This window comes from Phenylobacterium sp. FG114 (genome assembly GCF_057809855.1).
In genome coordinates this window covers 196,737-217,074 of the sequence record NZ_JBMDKU010000001.1, presented here as the reverse complement: position 1 = coordinate 217,074, position 20,338 = coordinate 196,737, and the positions used below count along the sequence as shown (strand labels likewise).

Annotated in this window: 21 protein-coding genes; 8 read left to right on the top strand and 13 right to left on the bottom strand. The window is 68.0% G+C overall.

Annotated elements, in window-relative coordinates:
• Positions 1 to 37 precede the first annotated feature (37 nt).
• Complete coding sequence (locus ACODSY_RS01110) at positions 38 to 1,003, top strand: ABC transporter ATP-binding protein (RefSeq protein ID WP_488949781.1); 966 nt, start codon at positions 38 to 40, stop codon at positions 1,001 to 1,003.
• On the top strand, positions 1,000 to 1,761 hold the full coding sequence (locus ACODSY_RS01105) for an ABC transporter permease (protein ID WP_488949780.1): 762 nt from the start codon (positions 1,000 to 1,002) through the stop codon (positions 1,759 to 1,761). Before ACODSY_RS01110 ends, ACODSY_RS01105 begins: the two co-directional genes overlap by 4 nt.
• 67 nt (positions 1,762 to 1,828) lie before the next feature.
• Here ACODSY_RS01105 and ACODSY_RS01100 read toward each other — a convergent pair whose 3' ends face one another.
• From ACODSY_RS01100 to chvI, 5 genes are read right to left on the bottom strand one after another with little or no spacing between them, the layout of a single operon-like run.
• Entirely contained in the window at positions 1,829 to 2,104 is a 276-nt protein-coding gene (locus ACODSY_RS01100) for an HPr family phosphocarrier protein (protein WP_488950148.1), read from the bottom strand.
• Entirely contained in the window at positions 2,105 to 2,509 is a 405-nt protein-coding gene (locus ACODSY_RS01095) for a PTS sugar transporter subunit IIA (RefSeq protein WP_068876916.1), read from the bottom strand. It abuts the gene before it with no gap.
• 60 nt (positions 2,510 to 2,569) lie between these two features.
• Positions 2,570 to 3,004, bottom strand: a complete 435-nt coding sequence (locus ACODSY_RS01090; protein WP_488949779.1) for an HPr kinase/phosphorylase — start codon at positions 3,002 to 3,004, stop codon at positions 2,570 to 2,572.
• Positions 3,001 to 4,611, bottom strand: a complete 1,611-nt coding sequence (chvG, locus tag ACODSY_RS01085; RefSeq protein ID WP_488949778.1) for a two-component sensor histidine kinase ChvG — start codon at positions 4,609 to 4,611, stop codon at positions 3,001 to 3,003. Before chvG ends, ACODSY_RS01090 begins: the two co-directional genes overlap by 4 nt.
• On the bottom strand, positions 4,580 to 5,302 hold the full coding sequence (gene chvI, locus ACODSY_RS01080; protein ID WP_488949777.1) for a two-component response regulator ChvI: 723 nt from the start codon (positions 5,300 to 5,302) through the stop codon (positions 4,580 to 4,582). Before chvI ends, chvG begins: the two co-directional genes overlap by 32 nt.
• A 149-nt stretch (positions 5,303 to 5,451) precedes the next feature.
• Here chvI and ACODSY_RS01075 point away from each other — a divergent pair, with 149 nt between their 5' ends.
• Positions 5,452 to 7,164, top strand: a complete 1,713-nt coding sequence (locus ACODSY_RS01075; RefSeq protein WP_488949776.1) for a hypothetical protein — start codon at positions 5,452 to 5,454, stop codon at positions 7,162 to 7,164.
• Here the strand turns inward: ACODSY_RS01075 and pseC are convergent.
• Together pseC and pseB are read right to left on the bottom strand one after the other, a co-directional pair.
• A complete protein-coding gene (gene pseC, locus ACODSY_RS01070; protein ID WP_488949775.1) occupies positions 7,161 to 8,312 on the bottom strand; it encodes a UDP-4-amino-4,6-dideoxy-N-acetyl-beta-L-altrosamine transaminase in 1,152 nt (383 codons plus the stop codon). The genes ACODSY_RS01075 and pseC overlap by 4 nt on opposite strands.
• 3 nt (positions 8,313 to 8,315) lie before the next feature.
• Positions 8,316 to 9,365, bottom strand: a complete 1,050-nt coding sequence (gene pseB / locus ACODSY_RS01065) for a UDP-N-acetylglucosamine 4,6-dehydratase (inverting) (RefSeq protein ID WP_488949774.1) — start codon at positions 9,363 to 9,365, stop codon at positions 8,316 to 8,318.
• Between the two features lie 91 nt (positions 9,366 to 9,456).
• Between pseB and ACODSY_RS01060 the strand changes: the two genes are divergently transcribed.
• Positions 9,457 to 9,858, top strand: coding sequence for a Tat pathway signal protein (locus ACODSY_RS01060; RefSeq protein WP_488949773.1), 402 nt, complete (start codon positions 9,457 to 9,459; stop codon positions 9,856 to 9,858).
• A gap of 6 nt (positions 9,859 to 9,864) precedes the next feature.
• Here the strand turns inward: ACODSY_RS01060 and ACODSY_RS01055 are convergent, their stop codons facing one another.
• The 3 genes from ACODSY_RS01055 to ACODSY_RS01045 are packed head-to-tail and all read right to left on the bottom strand — an operon-like array spanning position 9,865 to position 11,599.
• The gene (locus ACODSY_RS01055) at positions 9,865 to 10,641 is read right to left on the bottom strand and encodes an SDR family oxidoreductase (RefSeq protein ID WP_488949772.1); all 777 of its coding nucleotides are present in this window, start codon (positions 10,639 to 10,641) and stop codon (positions 9,865 to 9,867) included.
• An 11-nt stretch (positions 10,642 to 10,652) separates the two neighbouring features.
• Positions 10,653 to 10,943, bottom strand: coding sequence for a 4a-hydroxytetrahydrobiopterin dehydratase (locus ACODSY_RS01050; protein ID WP_488949771.1), 291 nt, complete (start codon positions 10,941 to 10,943; stop codon positions 10,653 to 10,655).
• Entirely contained in the window at positions 10,940 to 11,599 is a 660-nt protein-coding gene (locus ACODSY_RS01045; RefSeq protein ID WP_488949770.1) for an HAD-IA family hydrolase, read from the bottom strand. The genes ACODSY_RS01050 and ACODSY_RS01045 overlap by 4 nt, the downstream gene beginning before the upstream one ends.
• Before the next feature lie 73 nt (positions 11,600 to 11,672).
• Here ACODSY_RS01045 and ACODSY_RS01040 point away from each other — a divergent pair, with 73 nt between their 5' ends.
• Positions 11,673 to 12,044, top strand: a complete 372-nt coding sequence (locus ACODSY_RS01040) for a VanZ family protein (protein WP_488949769.1) — start codon at positions 11,673 to 11,675, stop codon at positions 12,042 to 12,044.
• A 22-nt stretch (positions 12,045 to 12,066) separates the two neighbouring features.
• A complete protein-coding gene (locus ACODSY_RS01035) occupies positions 12,067 to 12,810 on the top strand; it encodes a hypothetical protein (RefSeq protein WP_488949768.1) in 744 nt (247 codons plus the stop codon).
• Here the strand turns inward: ACODSY_RS01035 and ACODSY_RS01030 are convergent, their stop codons facing one another.
• Positions 12,811 to 14,319, bottom strand: a complete 1,509-nt coding sequence (locus tag ACODSY_RS01030) for an MFS transporter (protein WP_488949767.1) — start codon at positions 14,317 to 14,319, stop codon at positions 12,811 to 12,813.
• Positions 14,320 to 14,554: 235 nt separating this feature from the next.
• Between ACODSY_RS01030 and ACODSY_RS01025 the strand changes: the two genes are divergently transcribed.
• On the top strand, positions 14,555 to 16,921 hold the full coding sequence (locus tag ACODSY_RS01025; RefSeq protein WP_488949766.1) for a transketolase: 2,367 nt from the start codon (positions 14,555 to 14,557) through the stop codon (positions 16,919 to 16,921).
• 69 nt (positions 16,922 to 16,990) lie between these two features.
• Here ACODSY_RS01025 and ACODSY_RS01020 read toward each other — a convergent pair whose 3' ends face one another.
• Together ACODSY_RS01020 and ACODSY_RS01015 are read right to left on the bottom strand one after the other, a co-directional pair.
• Entirely contained in the window at positions 16,991 to 18,163 is a 1,173-nt protein-coding gene (locus ACODSY_RS01020) for a cystathionine gamma-synthase (protein ID WP_488949765.1), read from the bottom strand.
• Positions 18,160 to 19,542, bottom strand: a complete 1,383-nt coding sequence (locus tag ACODSY_RS01015) for a pyridoxal-phosphate dependent enzyme (RefSeq protein WP_488949764.1) — start codon at positions 19,540 to 19,542, stop codon at positions 18,160 to 18,162. The genes ACODSY_RS01020 and ACODSY_RS01015 overlap by 4 nt, the downstream gene beginning before the upstream one ends.
• A 253-nt stretch (positions 19,543 to 19,795) precedes the next feature.
• Between ACODSY_RS01015 and ACODSY_RS01010 the strand changes: the two genes are divergently transcribed.
• Positions 19,796 to 20,332 (top strand): hypothetical protein, encoded by a 537-nt coding sequence (locus tag ACODSY_RS01010; protein WP_488949763.1) that lies wholly within the window; start codon positions 19,796 to 19,798, stop codon positions 20,330 to 20,332.
• Positions 20,333 to 20,338 lie beyond the last annotated feature (6 nt).

Here is a 20,338-nt window from a genome sequence, read left to right as displayed (position 1 = left end):
CTAAGTCACCCGTTGTCGGGGCGGCCCTAGCTCAGCCGTGCTCCGGGCCCTATCTGGGAGGCGTCGAGGAGAGCGCGTGCAGCCGATCATATCCATCCAGGGCCTGGCGAAGACCTATGCCGGCGGTTTCCAGGCCCTGAAGGGCGTCGACCTCGAGATCCGCAAAGGCGAGATCTTCGCCCTGCTGGGCCCGAACGGCGCCGGCAAGACCACCCTGATCGGCATCGTCTGTGGGCTGGTCCGGATGACCGGCGGCCAGGTGGTCGCCGACGGTCACGACATCCAGAAGGACTACCGCGCCGCGAGGATGAAGATCGGCCTGGTGCCGCAGGAGATCTCGACCGACGCCTTCGAGAAGGTCTGGGACACGGTCAAGTTCAGCCGCGGCCTGTTCGGCAAGCCCCCCAACGACGCCCACCTGGAGAAGGTTCTGAAGGCCCTCAGCCTTTGGGACAAGCGCAACGAGAAGATCATGGCGCTGTCGGGCGGCATGAAGCGCCGGGTGATGATCGCCAAGGCGCTGAGCCATGAGCCCACGATCCTGTTCCTCGACGAGCCGACCGCCGGCGTCGACGTCGAGCTGCGGCGCGACATGTGGGAGATGGTCCGCGGCCTGCGCGAGCAGGGCGTCACCATCATCCTGACCACCCACTACATCGAGGAAGCCGAGGAGATGGCCGACCGGATCGGTGTGATCTCCAAGGGCGAGCTGATCCTGGTCGAGGACAAGGACGTGCTCATGCGCAAGCTGGGCAAGAAGCAGCTCACCCTGCACCTGCAGGAGCCGCTGACCGAGGTGCCAGCGGGCCTGGAAGGCTACCATCTCGAGCTAGCCAACGGCGGGGCCGACCTCGTCTATTCCTTCGACGCGCAGGCCGAGAGCACCGGCATCGCCGAGCTGATGAAGCGGCTGACCGAGCGCGGCGTCGACTTCAAGGACCTGCGCACCCAGGAGAGCAGCCTGGAAGACATCTTCGTCAGCCTGGTGAGGAGCCGCGCATGAACCTGCACGCCGTCCGCGCCATCTACCTGTTTGAAATGCACAGATGGGTCCGGACCATCGTCCAGAGCGTGGCCGCCCCGGTGATCACCACCTCATTGTACTTCATCGTCTTCGGGGCTGCGATCGGCAGCCGGATGCCCGAGATCAACGGGGTCAGCTACGGCGCCTTCATCGTGCCTGGCCTCCTGATGCTGTCGATCCTCACCGAGAGCATCTCCAACGGCTCGTTCGGCATCTACATGCCCAAGTTCGCGGGCACGATCTACGAGGTGCTCTCGGCGCCCGTCTCGGCCGGCGAGGTGGTGCTGGGTTATGTGGGCGCCGCGGCCAGCAAGTCGTTCGTCCTCGGCCTGGTGATCCTGGCCACGGCGCGGATCTTCGTGCCCTACGAGATTCAGCACCCCGTCGTCATGCTGTCGTTCCTGGTGCTGACCTCGGTGACCTTCAGCCTGTTCGGCTTCCTGACCGGCATCTGGGCCGATGGCTGGGAGAAGCTGTCGATCATCCCAACCCTGGTGGTCACGCCGCTGACGTTCCTCGGCGGCAGCTTCTACTCGATCGACATGCTGCCGGGCGTGTGGAAGACGATCGCCCTCTTCAACCCGGTGGTCTACCTGGTCTCGGGCTTCCGATGGAGTTTCTACGGCGTCTCGGACGTCGGTGTCGGGATCAGCCTGGCGGCGACCCTGGGTTTCCTGGCGGTGTGCCTGGCCGCAGTGACGGTGATCTTCCGAACGGGCTGGCGGCTGAAGACCTAAGGACCGCTGCAGGTGCTCTCCCTGTGGGGGAGCTCGCGCAGCGAGAGGGGGACGCTTGACGCGGAGCCTACTCCTCCTCCTCGAACCGCGCCGCCACCAGCTCGGCCAGCGCAGTAACCGCTTCCTCGGCCTGATCGCCCTCGGCCTCGATGGCGATGCAGCAGCCGGGGGCGGCGGCCAGCATCATCAGGCCCATGATCGAGCGGGCGTCCACGGTCTGGCCGTCCTTCGAGACTTTGACTTCCGCGTCGAATGCGGCGGCGAGCTTCACGAACTTCGCCGAGGCGCGGGCGTGCAGCCCCCGCTTGTTGACGATCTCGACGGTGCGGTTGGCTTCGCTCAGCTACTTCTCTCCAGCCAGGACATAGGACGCCACGGAGATGTACTTTCGCCCGGCTTCCTGCGCCGCTGCAACTGCATCTTCGAGACTGACCCTGTTCCTGAGGCTGGCGAGCTTGATGAGCATGGGCAAGTTGAGGCCGGCGATCACCTCGGCCTTCGTCTGTTCCATCACCGAGATGGCCAGGTTCGAGGGGGTGCCGCCGAACATGTCGGTGAGCAGGATGACGCCGGCGCCGGACTCCACGCGGCCGCAGGCGGCGAGGATATCCTGGCGGCGGCGTTCCATGTCATCCTCGGGACCGATGCAGATGGCCTCGACCGCCGCCTGCGGGCCCACCACATGCTCCATGGCGTAGACGAACTCTTGCGCCAGCCGGCCGTGAGTGACGATCACGAGGCCGATCATGCCCGACAATCCAAGGGTATCCCCACCCGTGACGGCGCCTGAGGGGAGGCGCGAGCCGAGCTAGATACGCCTCTTGTGCGCCGCGTCAAAGGCCTGCATCGCGCGGCTTAGTTTCGCAGGGGCGGAGCTTTCGAAGGGCGCCACCGCCAGGCGTGGAATCGAGATTCCAATGATCGTCTCAGTTGCAGGCTCCGGCATCCGCTCTGGTGTCTCGAGCCGTGCGACAAGACCGATCTCGCAGAACGGTAACGGCTCGACCGCCAGCACATCGACGCCGCGCACCTCGAGCAGGCCTCGCAGCGCGTCGGGCGCGCGGCCGTAGAGCCGGCCGGCCTCGGCCCAGAGCAGCACGCGGTCGTCGGCGACCAACCGGAAGCCCTGGTCGAACGCCCGCAGCGCGAGGTCGCTCTTGCCCGCGCCGGACGGGCCCACGATCAGCACGCCGCGCCAGAGCCCTGCGCATCGCCGGGCGACGAGGCCCGCGTGCAGGATCACGCCGTCTGCTCCGGCAGGATCAGGGTGAATATGGCGCCCAGCACCTTGTTCTCCGCGCCGGTATGGTTCTCGGCGCGCAGGGTTCCGCCGTGCGCCACCGCGATCTGCCGGGCGATGGAGAGGCCCAGGCCGGAATTGCCGCCGAAGGCCGCGCCCTTGGGCCGTGACGTGTAAAAGCGCTCGAACACCGTCTCCAGGTTCTCGGGCGGGATCCCCGGGCCGTTGTCGGCGACGGTGACCATCGCCTGGCCCTTCACCCGCAGAAGGCCCACGCTGACGACGTCTCCCGGCGGGCTGAAGGAACGGGCGTTGTCGATCAGGTTGCGCACGATCTGGCCGAGCGGCCCCTCGCGGCCCATGACGGTGATCGCCTCCATGCCCTGGTGCGGCGTGAAGCGCACCTCCACGTCACCCGGCTTCGCCGTGGCTTGGTAGAGCGCCACGATGTCGCCGATCAGCTTGCCAAGGTCGATCAGGCGCGGCTGGTCGCGCGACAGCTCGGCGTCCAGGCGCGAGGCGTTCGAGATGTCGGTGACCAGCCGGTCCAGGCGCTGCACGTCGTTCTTCAGCACGTTCATCAGCCGGTCGCGCGCGGCCGGGTCGCTGACGATATCCAGCGTCTCCACCGCCGAGCGCAGCGAGGTCAGCGGATTGCGGATCTCGTGCGCCACATCGGCGGCGAAGCTCTCGATGGCGTCCATGCGCTCGCTGAGCGACTGGGTCATGGCCTCCAGGCTGCGCGTCAGGTCCCCCACCTCGTCGTCGCGCCTGGCCAGGTCGGGCAGCGAGATGGCGCGGGCGCGCGCCTGGCGCACCCGGTCGGCGGCCCGGGCCATGCGCAGCACCGGCTGGGCCACCAAGCTGTTCAGCAGCAGCGACGAGGCCACGGTCACCGAGATGGCGATCAGGATGAAGGGGATCAGCGCCCGCCGCTCCTGAGCGATGATGGCGTCGACGTCGCTGGCTTCCAGCGTGACCACCCCCAGCACAGCCCGGACGTGCTGGATCGGGATCGAAACCGACACTACCCGGTGGCCGGTGTCGCTCTGCCGCATGCCCGCCCAGCGGCGGCCTTGCAGCGCGACCCGCACCTCCCGGGCCAGGGTGTCCTCGACCTGTCGGCTATCGGGCCGCTTCGCGCGCGGAAGCAGATGAAATCCCTCGTCCTCACCCTCGCGACCGCGCGCGGGCGGCAGTTCGCGGCGTTCGACGGCGTCGGCCATCCAGTCGCTGTCGGCCACCAAGCGGCCACGGCTGTCGAACAGCCGCGCCCTCTGCGCCCGCGGGTTGGACAGGGTCTGCAGCAGCTCGGTCGCGAGCGCCGCGTCCATGGCGGGCTCGGGCTCTCCCACCGTGGCGGCCTGGTTCAGGATGCTGGCGATGAGCTCGCCCTGGGTCGACAAGCTGTCGATCCGTGCGTTGACCAGCCCCTGGCGCAGCTCGTTCAGCACGAGCGCGCCCACGATCAGCACCGCCAGGCCCAGCAGGTTCAGCGCAAGGATCAGCCGTCCGAGGCGCGATCCCGGCAGCCCGCGCACCTTCGCCCGACGCGGTTGCCGCGCGCCGGCCTTCGGCTCAGGATTCGCGGTATCGGTAGCCGACGCCATAGAGGGTTTCGATCGCGTCGAACTCAGGGTCCACCTCGCGGAATTTCTTCCGCATGCGCTTGATGTGACTGTCGATGGTGCGGTCATCGACATAGACCTGATCGTCGTAGGCCGCGTCCATCAGGTTGTCTCGGCTCTTCACGAAGCCGGGGCGCTGCGCCAGCGATTGCAGGAGCAGGAATTCCGTGACCGTCAGCTTCACCGGCTTACCGTCCCACAGGCTCTCATGACGCGCAGGATCGAGGGTCAGCTTGCCACGCTTCAAGGCCCGCGCCGCGGCCTCGGCGGCCGACGCGGCCGTCGGACCCTGCGCCTCGTCGCCCTCGCCGCGGCCCGAACGGCGCAGCACCGCCTTCACCCGCTCGATCAGCAGACGCTGGCTGAAGGGCTTGTGGATGTAGTCGTCGGCGCCAAGGTTGAAACCGAGGATCTCGTCGATCTCCTCATCCTTCGACGTGAGGATGATCACGGGGATGTCCGAGGTCCGGCGCAGTCGGCGCAGCACCTCCATGCCGTCCATGCGCGGCATCTTCACGTCGAGGATGGCCACGTCCGGCGGATCGTTCTCCAGCGCGGCCAGGCCGGCGGCCCCGTCGTAGTAGGCCTTCACGGTGTGGCCGTGGCTCTCGAGCGCCAGACTGACGGACGTGACGATGTTCTCGTCATCGTCGACCAAGGTGATCTTCGCCATGTGGGGTGGAACTCTCCTTAACCGAAGTGCGGGAAGGTATTGGGGCTTGACCGTGGCCTCAATGGGGCTGTGGGAAAGGTCAACAAAGTCAACACGACCTTAAGCTGTTTCAGAGAACGTGATTCCTCTGCGGGGGGATGCGTAAGAAAATGGGTGGTTCGAGAGTGCACTTCGAGGTCTTCATCCGGAAGACGCCAGGCGCGCCGTGGACGCTCGACCTCGCGACAGAGAACCGCGCCGCGGCGCTGGCCACCGCCAACGAACTGATGGCCGAGGGCCGCGCTGCCGCCGCCAAGGTCACCAAGGAAGTCTTCGACGAGGAAGCGCGCGAGTTTCAATCGGTCGTGATCCAGAAGCTGGGCCAGGCCGAGGTCGTGGCCAAGGCCAAGCCGCAGCAGGACGCCCAGCCGCTCTGCGTGACGCCTCAGGACCTCTACACGGTCCACGCACGCGAACGCATCGGCCGGCTCCTGGAAGGTTGGCTGGAACGCAACAACGCCACGCCCTTCGAACTGTTGCACCGGCCCGACCTTGTCGAAGCGCTCGAAGCGTCGGGCGTCGATCTGCAGCACGCCGTCCAGAAGATCGCCATTCCCGAAGCTCAAGCTCGGTCGATGTCGGTGCACGAGCTGATGCGCGTCTTCCATGCCCTCATCGAACGCGCCGTCGAGCGCCTGATGAAGGACCACCGGAAGGGCAACCTGCCCAACGTGGACAAGGAAGGCTTCGCCGCCGCCGCCCAGCGCCTCGCCCAGGACCCGGAGCGGAGCTATCTGCTGGGGGCCGGCGTCGCCGCCTCGATCGCTCCGGCCAGGGGCTGGTCCGACAAGGTCACGCGGCTCATGGACTTGGCGGACGCCGCGCCCGGCGACGGTCCGGCCCGCGGCCTGGCGCTCAGCACTATCCAGCAGCCTCTGGCCGAGATCCTCGAAGCTAAACCCGGGATCACCGACATCCTCGGCAAGGGCCGGGACCTGGGCGCCAGCCTGGCGGCCCTCACCCGCCTCGCCGCCTACGATTCCGTCGAGGCCCTGCTCAGGGTCGAGAAATCGGTCCAGAAGGTGATGCCCGAGCTATCGCCGCTGGCCACCCGCCTGGCGCAATGGCTGTCGGGCGAGAACTTCCAGAGCACGCGCGCCGCCCTAGGTCGCCGGATCCTGCGCGAGCTGACCGGCCCGCGGCGCCTGTGCCCCGGCGAAGCGGCGCGGGAGATCGACGTGCTGCGCGCCCTCGCCATGTCGCTGACGGCCGCCTCGGGCAAGCTGCTGCCTCTGGAAGAGGTGCAGTCCGCGTTCGTGGTGCGGTCGAAGATGCTGGTCACGGGCGACTTCGTGGAGGCCTACCTCGGTTCGGGCATGACCTCGTACCAGGAAGTCGAGGCGATGATCTGGCTTACCGAGAACGTCATCGGCGCGGCCAACAAGCGCCAGGCCGGCGGCTGGCTGAAGGCCGTGATCTCCTCGCTGCGGTTCGAGAAGGAAATGACCGCTCCCGACGAGAACCCCGGCGTTCGCCTGGGCCAGCTCGCGGCGCTGCATCGCGCTGTCGGCCGCTGCGGCCTGGTGGCGGAGGATTACCAGCCGATCCAGGAGAAGCTGGGCGACGTGGGCGGGCATGTGGAGGCGCACTCGCGCCTGGCGATGACCGTCGCACGCGCCAACGCACCGCTGGTCCACCGACTTACCCTGTTGTTGAAGCTGGCGTCGGGCGAGAACGCGCCCATCGGCCCGGCCGCCAACCGCGCCCGCGCCGAGGCCCTGAAGCTGTTCCGCATGGACGAGACCCGCGCCGCCCTGGCCAATTCCCCGGATCAAATGGCGCAGGTCAGGGACCTGATCACCGCAGCGGGGCTGGCGGCCTAGAGCCCCAGGGCCCGCCTGAGCGCGCCGACCACCTTAGCCACGTCGCCGTCCGCCATGCCCGGGTAGAGTGGCAGCGACAGGCAGCGGGCGTACCACGCCTCGGCGCCCGGAAGCTCCAGTTCGCCGTAGAGCTTGCGATAGTACGGCTGGCGGTGCACCGGAATGTAGTGGACTTGGCTGCCCACGCCCTCGGCCTTAAGCGCTTCGACCACCTCCAGCCGTGAGCGGCCGGCGGCCTCGAAGTCGATCAGCACGGTCATCAGATGCAGGACCGGATCGCTCCACCTGGGTTGCGCGGCCTGCCGAACCAAGGGCGCAAGCGGCGAAAGCGCCTCGCGATAGGCCGCCGCCAGCGCACGGCGCCGCTCGGCGAAGCGCGGCAGCTTCTTGAGCTGCGAGAGGCCCAGGGCGCACAGGATGTCGGGCAGGCGATAGTTGAAGCCCGGCTCGGGCATCTCGTACCACCAAGGCTCGCAGCCCTCGGGCCGCACCATGCCGTGGCTGCGCAACACGCGCAGGCGCTCGGCCAGGGCCGGGTCGTTGGTTGTGACCATGCCGCCCTCGCCCGTGGCGATGGTCTTCACCGGATGGAACGAGAAGGTGGCCATGGCCGAATGGCGCACGTCGCCCACCGTCTCGGCGGTGTTGCCGAAGCGCATGGTCGTCCCGACCGCGTGCGGCGCATCCTCGACCAGCACCGCGCCCGCCGAGGCCGCCAACTCCGCCAGCGCGGGCAGCTCGGCGGCGTCGCCTCGCAAGTGCACCGGCAGCACCGCGCGCAGCCGGCGCTCGCCTACGCGATCCAGAGCGTCCGCCAGCGTCTGCGGCGTCATCAGGCCGGTGTCGGGATCCACGTCGGCGAACACCACGTCGGCGCCGACGTAGCGTGCGCAGTTCGCGGTCGCGAGGAAGGTGATGCTGGGGGCGACGACCACCTCGCCCGGCTTCACGTCCAGGGCCAGCATCGCCAGGTGGAGCGCCGCGGTGCCATTGGCGCAGGCCACCGCGTGGCGCGCGCCAACCGTGTCAGCGAACGCCCGCTCGAAGGCCTCGACCGTGGGGCCGGTGGTGAGGAAATCGCCTCGCAGGGCCTCGGCCACCGCGGCGATATCGTCCTCGTCGATCGTCTGGCGGCCGTAGGGCAACATCTCCTAGTCGTCCGCGCGGCGGCGACGGCGGGGCTTGCCCTCGTCCAGCATCGCCAGCAGGCCCGGGCCGTCCAGCCACTCGCCGTTCGTGTCGCTGGCGTAGCTGAATTCCTCGGCCAGCCGGCCGCCCTTCAGGGGTTCGCGGGTGTATTCCACGAAGGCGGGCTCGATGGCGTAGCGGTCGCCCAGATCCACAGTATTCCGCGCGTCGTCCTGGCTGATCATCATCTCGTGCAGCTTCTCGCCCGGCCGAATGCCGATCACCTTGGTGGTCAGGCTGGGCGCCATCACCGCCGCGATGTCGGTGATCTTCATCGAGGGGATCTTGGGCACGAACACCTCGCCCCCGTGCATGCGGTCCAGCGACGACAGCACGAAATCGACGCCCTCCTCCAGGGTGATCAGGAAGCGGGTCATGCGAGGGTCCGTGATCGGCAGCTCGGTGGCGCCACGCTGGATCAGCCGCTGGAAGAAGGGGATCACCGAGCCGCGCGAGCCCACCACGTTGCCGTAGCGGACCACCGAGAAGCGTGTGCCGATGTCGCCCGAAAGATTGTTGGCCGCCACGAACGTCTTGTCCGACGCCAGCTTAGTCGCGCCGTACAGGTTCACCGGGTTGCAGGCCTTGTCGGTGGAGAGCGCCACCACCTGCTTGACGCCGTTGGCCAGACAGGCCCGGACCACGTTCTCAGCGCCCAACACGTTGGTGTGGATGCACTCGGACGGATTGTACTCGGCCGCCGGCACCTGCTTGAGCGCCGCGGCGTGTATCACCACGTCGACGCCGCGGAACGCCAGCGCCAGCCGCTCGCGGTCGCGTACGTCGCCCAGGAAGAAGCGCATGAGCGCCATTTTCTCGGGCCCGAACCGCTCGGCGAGATCGATCTGCATCTCGCTCTGCTTCAGTTCGTCGCGCGAATAGACGATCAGCTTCCGGGGCTTCGCGCGCTCCAGCACGGTCTCGATGAAGCGGCGGCCGAACGAGCCGGTGCCGCCCGTGACGAGGATGACCTTGCCGTCGAGGTCCAGGGTGGTCGGCGCAAATCGGCCCAAGGGGCGCTCCGCAGTCAGCGAACAGTCTCCCGCGAATCTGCGCAGGCCCGCGTAAAGAGACCGCTAACCATGATCGGCGATATCCGAGATCATGGATCGCCGCCTTCTCCTCAGCCTTCTCGCCATCGCCGCCCTGCCGGCGGCCGCGCAGGCGTCCGGCGGCGGCGGTGAGAAAAAGAAGTCGGGCGGCGGCTCCTACGTCCAGATGGAGACCCTGCTGGGCACAACCCTTCGGTCCACGGGACGGCGCGGGGTGTTGGCCGTGGATTGCGGGCTCGACGTACCGGACGAGGCGCTACGCACCCGCGCCGAGCAGTCGACGCCCAGGCTGCGCGCCGCCTATGTCCAGACGATCCAATCCTACGCCGCGGGCCTCGGCCCGGGCGCCCTGCCCAGCCCCGACTACATCGCCCAGGCGCTGCAGCGGCAGACCGACGTCATCCTCGGCCGGCCCGGCGCCCGTGTCCTGCTGGGCGCCATCGTCGTCAACTGACCCCGATCACATCGCGCTGATGCCGCCGTCGAGGCGGAGTTCGGCGCCGGTCATGAAGCGGCTCTCGTCCGACGCCAGGTAGAGCACCGCATTGGCGATGTCCTCGGGCTGGCCGATCCGGCCCAGCGGGACCTGGCGCGCCAATTTGGCCTCGGCCTCCTCCTTGCCGAACCGCTGCCGCAGCGGGTCCAGGATCGGCGTGTCGATGAAGGTCGGGTGGATCGAGTTGGAGCGGACGTCCAGGCCCTGCTTGGCGCAATGCAGCCCGATGCCCTTGCTCAGCAGCCAGACCGCCGCCTTCGACGCGTTGTAGACGGGCGTGTTGTGGGCCGCGATCACGCCGGCGATCGAGCTGATGTTGACGATCGATCCGGGCTGGTTCTGGCGCAGATACTTGAGCGCATGCTTCGTGCCGAGGAAGACCGAGTCGACATTGACGCTCATGACGAGCTTCCAGTCCTCGTAGCTCAGCTCCTCGATGTTTCCGCCCCGGCTGATGCCGGCGTTGTTCACCAGCACGCTGATCCCGCCCATGGCCTCGTCGGCCTCCTCCAGGGCGAAGATCCATTGTTCCTCGCGCGTCACGTCCAATGGGAAGGCGAAGGCCGTGCCCTCGCCGTACGTCGCGTTGATCTCCGCCGCGACGGCCTTGGCGCCTTCGTGGTTGATGTCGGCCACCGACACCTTGGCGCCTTCCTCGGCCAGCCGGCGCGCGAACGCGGCGCCCAACCCCTGAGCCCCGCCCGTGATGAAGGCCTTCTTGCCCGCGACCCGTCCCGCCATCGTCTCGTTTCCTACTTCGCCACGTCGTCCATGAAACTTGCGAGCGTTACGTCCAGCTCGCTCACGCCGTCCACGTCATGGGTCGCCAGCAGCACCTCGACCCGATTGTAGACATTGGACCACTCGGGATGGTGATCCAGCTGATCTGCCTTGATCGCCACTCGGGTCATGAAGCCGAACGCTTCATCGAAGTCCTTGAACTTATACGTCTTCTGGATCGCGTCGCGCCCACCCTCGACCTTCGACCAGCCGGCGAGCTGGGCCAGCGCGGCGTCGGCGCCGATCTTCTGCGGCCGGCTCACGCCGGTTGCTCTGCGCCGAAGCTCAGGCCCGTGTGGCCCGCCAGCTCCGCAAGGGTCTGGTCCACGTCCACCACCTTGATCGCCTTCATCCCCAATCCGGCCGCCGGCTTGCAGTTGATGCCCAGGTCGTCGAGGTAGATGCAGGCCTCGGGCCTCACCGCCAGCAGCTCGCACATCATCAGGTAGATCTTGGGATCGGGCTTGCGGACGCCGGCCTTCGAGCTTTCGATGATCGCGTCGAAGAGCGGCATCACCTGGGCCATGGCTCCAGCGGCGCGCTGGCTGTCGTCCTGACCGGGGCTGTGCATCGAGACCACGTTGTTGGTGATGCAACCCACCTTGAAGTGTTGCTTGCAGGCCTTCAGCGCCTCGACCATCCGCGGCCGCAGCTCTCCGTTGAGCCTCGGCAACACCTCGGCGCCGCGCAGTGGATGGCCCAGCGCGGTAGATTCCTCGAGGAACAGCGCGTCGAACCGCGCCGCATCGATCTCGTTGCGTTCGAACAGGGCCCAGGCGTTGGTGTCGGGATTGGTGGCGTTCACCCGCCTGATCAGGTCCTTGGGCAGCCCGCGCTCGTCCTCCAGGCGGTTGAACGCCTCGAACGGAGAGGAGGTGAACACCCCGCCGAAATCCCAGATCACCGCCTCGACCGCCACTGCACCGTTCCTCGACCCGTTCTTGAGCGGGCGGACGCTAGAGAGCCACGATCGGACGTGCAAGTAAGGCCCGATGCTTCCCGCCCGCTTTCCCCGACCGCTCCGCCTCGGCCTCTATGCCCTGGCGACGCTCATCCTGCTTGTGCTCTGCATCACGCCGATCGAAGACCTGCCGGACCCAGGCACCGGCGATCGGTTCGAGCATATGGCCGCGTGGTTCGTCCTGACGCTGACGGGCTACATCCTCGCCCCTCGGAGGCGCCTGGCAATCCCCGCCTTCGCCCTGGCTTATGGCGTGCTCATCGAAATCCTCCAGGGCGTCCTGCCGTTCGGCCGCCACAGCGATCCACGGGACTTCCTGGCCGACACCATCGGCGTGGCGGCCGCGTGCCTGGTCTTCTTCGCCCTGCGCCGCCTGTCGCCCCGACTGATCGACGCGCGCTGAGCCGCGCTCTATGACAGGGGCCATGTCCGACGCGCCGAAGCCGTTCATCTTCCTGGCCGTGCCCTGCTACGGCGGCCAGCTCACCCTGCACTTCGTGAGCTCCGTGCTGCGGCTGCAGACGGCGTGCGAGGCCCGGGGCGTCGGCCTGCACATCGAGATGCTCGGCGGCGAAGCCCTGATCACCCGCGGCCGTTCGCGGCTGGCGGCCCAGTTCCTGGCCCATCCCGACGCCACCCACATCCTCTACATCGACGCCGACATCGGCTTCGCGCCCGAGACCGTGTTCCGCCTGCTCGATGCGCAGAAGGACGTCATCGCCGCCGTCTGTCCGCTGAAGCGGATCGACTGGGAGAAGGCGCGGGCCGCGGCCAAGGCGGGGGTCGCCGACTTGCAGGCCGCCTCCATCGGCTACGTGGTCCGCTTCCTGCCGACCGCCAACAATAGCGTGGACGTCAACGAGGGTTTCGCGGAAGTCGCCTATGGCGGCACCGGCTTCCTGATGATCCGTCGCGACGCCATGCAGCGCCTCTTCGACGCCCATCCCGAGCTCCGCGCCGTTCTGGACGACGACGGGACCGAGGCGGTCATGGTGTTCGACACCCTCATCGAGCCCTCGACGGGGCACTACCTGTCCGAGGACTACGCCTTCTGCCGCCGCTGGCGCGACCTGGGGGGGCAGATCTGGGCCGACTTCGAGGCGCGCCTGACGCACGTGGGCCACGCCGCGTACACAGGCAGCCTCATGCAGGCCCTGAAGCCGGCCTGATCATTCCGCCGGCGTGATCGCAGCTCCCGACGGAGCCGCGGCCGCCCGGGGCGGAGCCACAGCGGCCGCGGCCGCCCGCTTCTCGACCAGAGCCGCGCGCGTCGCCTCGTAGCTGGCCTTGGTGATGCGGTAGCGGCCGTAGCAGGCCGCGGCGATCAGGCCCGGGATCGCCGCCATCACCCCGTCCCAGAGCGCCAGGTTGTGCAGCACGCCCGCCGCCACCGCGCCCGGCGCGGCTTTTTCGGGGAAGGCGATCAGCAGCAGCACGAAGCCGGCCAGGGCCGAGCCGATCGCCTGGTCGATTTTCGCCGCCAGCGCGCGGGTGGAATAGAGGATGCCCTCCTGCCGCACGCCGAAGCGCAACTCGTTCTCGTCCGCCACGTCAGCCAGCGCCGACATCGCCCCGATCTGCAACACGCTGAGCGCGCCATAGGCTAGGGCCGCGAAGGCCAGCAAAATGTACAGCAGGTTGGGCGTGTCGTGGTTGAGCACGCCCAGCAGGCCCAGCACCAGCGGGGCGGCGGTGAACGCCGCATAGGCGACGCCGCCCCAGATCAGCGTGGCCTTCTTGTCGAAGCGGCCGTGCATTCGCGCCGCGAATGCGAAGGCGGTGGCGTAGCCGATGAAGCTGCCGATCACGAACCAGCGCAACTGCTCGCTGGTCAGGCCCCAGTAGAAGGTCGCGGTGTAGAGCCTCAGGCCCTCCTTCAGGCCCAGCATCATCGACAGGAAGAAATAGCCGACCAGCAGCCAGACGTAGTTGATGTTGCGCATGGCCCGGCCGATGTCGCCGAAGAACTCGGCCATGCTGAACGGCTTGGTGTCCGCCGCCAGGGGCGGCAGAAGCGGGATGCGGTCGCGGGTGAACCAGGCCGAGGCGAACAACACCACCACGATCGTCAGCGACATGGTGAGGGCGAAATTGGTCCACGGCTCGGGGTTCAGCAGCCCGCGCGGATATTCCGGCGTCGAGGGGAAGAAGTAGCTCAGCGCCACCCAGGTCATCGCCGCGCCGCCGGCCCAGGTGAAGAAGCTGTTGTAGGCCATCACCTTCGAGCGCTCGAGATAGCTCGGGGAAAGCTCTGCTCCCAGCGCCAGGTGCGGCGTGTGGAAGAACGTCATCACCTGGCGCAGCAGCGAGACCGACACTCCGCACCACACCGCGAGATGAATGGGCTCCAGCCCCTCGGGTGTGTTGAAGATGGCGAAGAGCGAGAGCGCGATCGGGATCGGCGCGGCGAACATCCACGGATGGCGGCGGCCCCATTTGCTGCGCGTGCGGTCCGACCAGGATCCCACCAGTGGCTCGGTCAGCCCGTCGAGCACCAGGCTGACCGAAATGGCCAGCCCGACCCAGTGGGCCTGGACGCCCAGGACCTGGTTGTAGAAGAGCAGGGCGAAGCTCGAGACCGAGTAGAGTGCGATGATCTCGGCGGCGCTGCCCACGCCGAACGCGAGCTTGGTCTTGAAGGGCAGGCGGTCGGCCGCGGCCGGGGCGGGCGTCGTCATGCGGATTTTCCTCCGGACGCGCTCTTCGGCGCGTTCCTTTGCGTCAGCGAACCCCATGGATGGGGGGTCGTCAATCGGCGCGTACCGGATTTTCGATTTCCGCCATGCAATGAACGCCCATCCGCGCCACCCTGACGTTCGACCCCGAAGTCTGCTAGAAGCGGCATCGACGCGCCCCGAAATCCGCGCCGGGGCGCCAAAGTCATCCCCTAGACGACGAACGGCCGCGTTTTCCATGCCCCAGACGCAACCCTCAGCCCCCGCCGGTCACAATCGTGGCGCCGAGCGCGACGTGGAGCTGCTGCGGCGCATCGACGAACGCCTGCGGTGGCTGGCCACCTGGACCATCCACAACGCCAACCATCTGCGCGAGAGCCGCGACGGGCTGAAGGTGGGCGGCCACCAGGCGTCCTGCGCGTCGATGACCACCATCCTGACGGCGCTCTATTTCCATGCGCTGCGGCCCGAGGACCGGGTGGCGGTGAAGCCGCACGCCAGTCCTGTGTTCCACGCCGCCCAGTATCTGATGGGCCGCCAGACCCGCGAACAGTTGGAGGCCTTCCGCAGCTTCGGCGGGGCGCAGTCGTATCCCTCGCGCACCAAGGACAAGGACGACGTCGACTTCTCCACCGGCTCGGTGGGCCTGGGCGTGGCCATCACCGCCTTCGCCTCGCTGATGCAGGACTACCTGTCGGGCCACGGCTGGCTGGCGGACGCGCGGCGCGGCCGCTTCGTGGCGACGTTGGGCGACGCAGAGCTGGACGAGGGCAATATCTACGAGTGCCTGATCGAGGCCTACAAGCACGACATCCGGAACTGCTGGTGGATCGTCGACTACAATCGCCAGAGTCTGGACGCCACGACGGCCGACCGGATGTTCGACCGCTTCGACGACATCTTCGAGACCGCCGGCTGGCGGGTGGTGACGCTGAAGTGGGGCAAGGCCCAGATGCGCGCCTTCGCCCGGCCCGGCGGCAAGGCGCTGCAGGCCTGGATCGAGGCCTGTCCCAACGCCGATTTCGCGGCCCTGACCTACCAGGGCGGCGCGGCGTGGCGTGAGCGGCTGATGGCCGACATCGGCCGGCAGGCTGGCGTCCGCGCCCTACTGGAGAGCTTCGCCGACGAAGACCTGCACCAGCTGATGATCGGCCTCGGCGGCCACTGCATCGAGACCCTGACCGAGGCGTTCGACGCCGCCCAGGACGACACGCCGACGCTCTTCATCGCCTACACGGTCAAGGGATTCGGCCTGCCGTTGCAGGGCCACAAGGATAACCACGCCGGCCTCATGACGCCCACGCAGGTCGAGGCGCTCCGCCAATCCATGGGCGTGGCCGAGGGCGAGGAGTGGGGGCCGCTTGCGGGCCTGTCGCCCGACGCCGCTGCGGAGGTGCGCGCCTTCGTGGACGCCGCCCCCTTCGCCCAACCGGCCGAGCGCCGCCATATCGCGCCGGCCATACCCGTCCCAAGCCGGGCGGAGTTCCCGAGCCCCGACGGCGCCGAGCAGTCCACGCAGCAGGCCTTCGGCCGCATCCTGCTGGACCTCGCCAAGGGCGGCCACCCGCTGGCCGACCGGATCGTCACCACCAGCCCCGACGTGACGGTCTCCACCAACCTGGGTGGCTTCGTGAACCAGCGCGGGCTGTTCCGCCGGCGCGAGACCGCCGACGTGTTCCGCGACGCCAAGATCCCTTCGCCGCAGCGTTGGGCCGGCAAGACCGCGGGCCAGCACGTCGAGCTGGGCATTGCCGAGCACAACCTGTTCCTGAACCTGGCCGCCTTCGGCCTGTCGGCGCCCCTGTTCGGCGAGCGCCTGTTGCCGATCGGCACGGTCTACGACCCCTTCATCAGCCGCGGCCTCGATGCCCTCAACTACGCCTGCTATCAGGACGCCCGCTTCATGCTGGTGGCGACGCCGTCGGGCCTGACGCTCGGCCCCGAGGGTGGCGCCCATCAGTCGATCTACACGCCGCTGATCGGCATCGGCCAACCGGGGCTGACCTATTTCGAACCGGCCTTCGTCGACGAGCTGGCCGAGGTCATGCGCTGGTCGTTCGAGCACATGCAGGCCGACGACGGCGGATCGGTCTACCTGCGCCTCACCACGCGGTCGCTGCAACAGGTCGAACGCACCGACGACGGCTGGCGCGAGGACGCGCTGAAGGGCGCGTACTGGCTGAAGGCGCCTGCGCCCGACAGCGACGCCGCCATCGTGTTCTGCGGCGCCGTCGCGCCCGAGGTGCTAGCCGCCGCCGAGCAGCTGGCCCACGACATTCCCGGCCTGGGCGTGCTGAACGTGATCTCGCCGGGCCTGCTGCACCGCGACTGGATGGCCAGCCGCCGCAGCCGCTGGCAAGGCGGCGGCCGTCGCGAAAGTCATGCCCAGGCCCTACTTTCGCGCCTGGCCCCCGGCGCGGGCCTCGTGACCGTCGTCGACGCCTCGCCGGCGACCCTGTCCTGGCTGGGCGGGGTCCTGGGTCAGCGGGTCAGCTCGCTGGGCCTCGACAGCTTCGGCCAGGTCGGCGACCTCCCCGACCTCTATCGCCACTACCGCCTGGACGTGGAGGCCATAGTGGAGGCGTGCGCGGACCTGTTCCTCTAAAATCCATATATGTGGATGATTGACCTATATATGGATCGATTTGATCCACATACGTGGTGAGATGTTGGATTAGCCCAGCGCGCGTTCCAGGTCTGCGATCAGGTCGTCTACGTTCTCCACGCCCACCGACAGGCGAATTAGCCCGTCTGAGATGCCGATCCGCGCCCGGGTCTCCGCTGGGATGGAGGCATGGGTCATGATCGCGGGATGCTCGATCAGGCTCTCCACGCCGCCGAGGCTCTCGGCCAGGGTGAAGAGTTCGGTCCGCTCCAGCATGCGCTTGGTTCCCGCCAGGTCGCGATCCAGCACCGCCGTGATCATCCCGCCGAAGCCCGACATCTGGCGCTTCGCAAGGTCGTGCTGCGGATGGCTCTTCAGGCCGGGATAGATGACCTTGGCCACGTCCTTTCGGGCCTCCAGCCATTCGGCGATCGCCTGGCCATTCTCGCAATGCCGCTGCATGCGCAGCGCCAGGGTCTTCATGCCCCGCAGCGTCAGGAAGCTGTCGAATGGCGAAGCCACCGAGCCGATGGCGTTCTGCAGGAAGGTGATCTTGTCACGTAACTCGGCGTTCTCTCCGACCACCAGCGCCCCGCCCACCACGTCGGAGTGACCGCCGATGTACTTGGTGGTCGAGTGCATGACCGCGTCGAAGCCGAACTCCAGCGGGCGCTGCACATAGGGGCTGGCGAAGGTATTGTCGGCCGCCGCGATCAGGCCGCGCCGCTTGCACAGGGCCGCGATGGCCTCCAGGTCGGCCAGCCGCAGCAGCGGGTTGGTGGGCGTCTCGACCCAGACCATCCGTGTCCGGGGCTCGACGGCCGCTTCGATGGCCTCGACGTTGGCCAGGTCCACATAGCTGACCCGCAGGCCGGCCGAACGGGTCCGCACCTTGTCGAACAGCCGGAACGAGCCGCCGTACAGGTCCTCGCTGGCGATGATGTGGTCGCCGGCGTCGAACGCCTCCAGCAGGGTGGCGATGGCCGCCAGGCCCGAGGCAAAGGCGTAGCCCTTCGTCCCGCTCTCCAGGTCGGCCAGGCCGCGCTCCAGGGCGAAGCGGGTGGGGTTCTGGCTGCGCGAATACTCGAAGCCCGTGTGCACGCCCGGGCTGGACTGCGCATAGGTCGAGGTCGCGTAGATCGGCGGCATGACCGCGCCGGTCGTGGGATCGTGTTCCTGGCCGCCGTGAATGGCGCGGGTGGCGAAGTCCAGCCGGTTCTTGCCGTGTTGATCCGCGCTCAAGCCGCTTTCCTCAGATAGTTGATCAGGTCGATGCGGGTGATGAGGCCCAGGAACTCCCGGCCCTCCATCACGATCGCCACCTCGTCACGCTCGAAGATGGGGAGCAGCGTGTCCAGAGGCGAGCCCGCCTGCAAGGTCGTGAGCTTGGCCGTCATGGCCGTCGAGACCGGCTGGCGGAAGCGGGCGTCCTGGCGGCGATCCTCGACAGCCTCCAGCAGGTCGCTCTCGTCGATCAGGCCGATCAGGCGGCCATCGTCGATCACCGGCCGCTGGCTGACGTCGGCGGCGCGCATGCGGTTGTAGGCGGTGAGCAGGGTGTCTCCCGGCCCCACGGTCACCGCGTCGCCGGGGGTGCGGGCGATCAGGTCGCGCAGGTCGCCGTGCAGCTCTCGGTCGACCAAGCCCTGTTCGGCCACCCAGCTGTCGTTGTACACCTTCGAGAGGTAGCGGCTGCCCGTGTCGCACACGAGGGTGACCACCCGCTTGGGTTCGGTCTGGTCACGGCAGTAGCGGAGGGCGCCGGCCAGCAGCGTGCCCGAGGACGAGCCCCCGAGGATCCCCGCCTTGGTCAGCAGCATCCGCGCCGTCGCGATGCTCTCGGCGTCGGAGATCTCATAGGCCTTGGCGACCAGCTCCAGGTCGCAGTTGTCGGGGATGAAGTCCTCCCCGATGCCCTCGACGACCCACGAGCCAGGCTCGACCGTCTCGCCGCGCTCGACCAGCGGCGCCAAGATCGAGCCCACCGGATCGGCCAGGACCATCTTCGTCTTCGGAGAGGCCTTGGCGAAGAAGCGGCCCAGGCCCGTGAGCGTGCCGCCCGAGCCTACGCCGACCACCACCGCGTCGACGTCGCCCTCCATTTGGTCGAGGATCTCGGGTCCGGTGGTCGTCTCGTGCGCCTTGGGGTTCGCGGGGTTCGAGAACTGGTTGATGTACACGGCGTTGTTCAGCGTCGCCGCGATCGCCTGCGCCATGTCCTGGTAGTACTCGGGGTGACCCTTGCCCACGTCCGAACGGGTGATGCGCACGTCGACGCCCATGGCGCGCAGGTGCTGAATCTTCTCCCGAGCCATCTTGTCGGGCACCACAAGCAGCAGCTTGTAGCCCTTCAGGATGCCCACCTGGGCGAGGCCCAGGCCGGTGTTGCCAGCGGTCGCCTCGACGATCGTGCCGCCGGGCTTCAGCGAGCCGTCCGCCTCGGCCGCCTCGATCATCGAGCGCGCGATGCGGTCCTTGATCGACCCGCCCGGATTGGCGTTCTCCAGCTTCACGAACAGGCGGCAGGGGCCAGTGTCGAAGCCCGTCAGCTCCAGCATCGGCGTGTGGCCGATCAGGTCTAGGGCGCTCGCCGCGGGGGGCGGCAGGGTCTGGTCGGTCAAGGGCGCTTCCTGGTCGAGTCGATCTTGGTGATTGGTCGTATATTGCGCATCTGTCCCCCGAAGGGAAACGCGCAACCCGCAAATCGCTTCCCTGCGGCAAGAACAAGCTAGGCCAGGCTAGGTCCTTCGCTCCGGCCACACCGCCCATGGCGCGTACGGGAGCCAGATTGTAACCGTTCCGTACGGGCCTGCGGTCGAAAGCTGCGGTTAAGGTGGCGGCTGCAAACGTCCGCGCGTCTTAGGAGTCCGGCCCTTGAAACGTTTCCTCGTCCTGGCGGCCAGCGCCGCGCTGCTCACCGCCTGCCAGCCCGCCAAGCCCGACGCGGCCAAGGCCACCGGCGGCGCCAAGTTCAACACCGACCTGCCGATGACGGAGTACATGGGTCACTTCGTCGACCCGGCGGCCTTCATGTACTGGAAGGGCTCGGGCACGGAGATCACCGAGGCCGGCGAGCGCGACCTGTCACCCACCACCGACGAGGGCTGGGACGTGCTGGTCACCGGCGCCACCATGCTGGTCGAGGCCGGCAACACGCTGCAGCTTCCGGGCCGCGTCCGGCAGCCCGAGGCCGACTGGAACAAGTACGCCCAGATGCTGAGCCAGCGGGCCATGATCGCCCGCGCCGCCGCCGAGAAGCACGACAAGCAGGCCGTGTTCGACGAGGGCGGCAAGCTCTATGAGGTCTGCGTCGCCTGCCACGAGCAGTTCGTGATCCAGCCCGACATCAAGGCCAACGGCCCAGCCAAGGGCGACCCGCTGCCGGCGATCCCCGATACGAAGAAGAAGTAGCGCCCG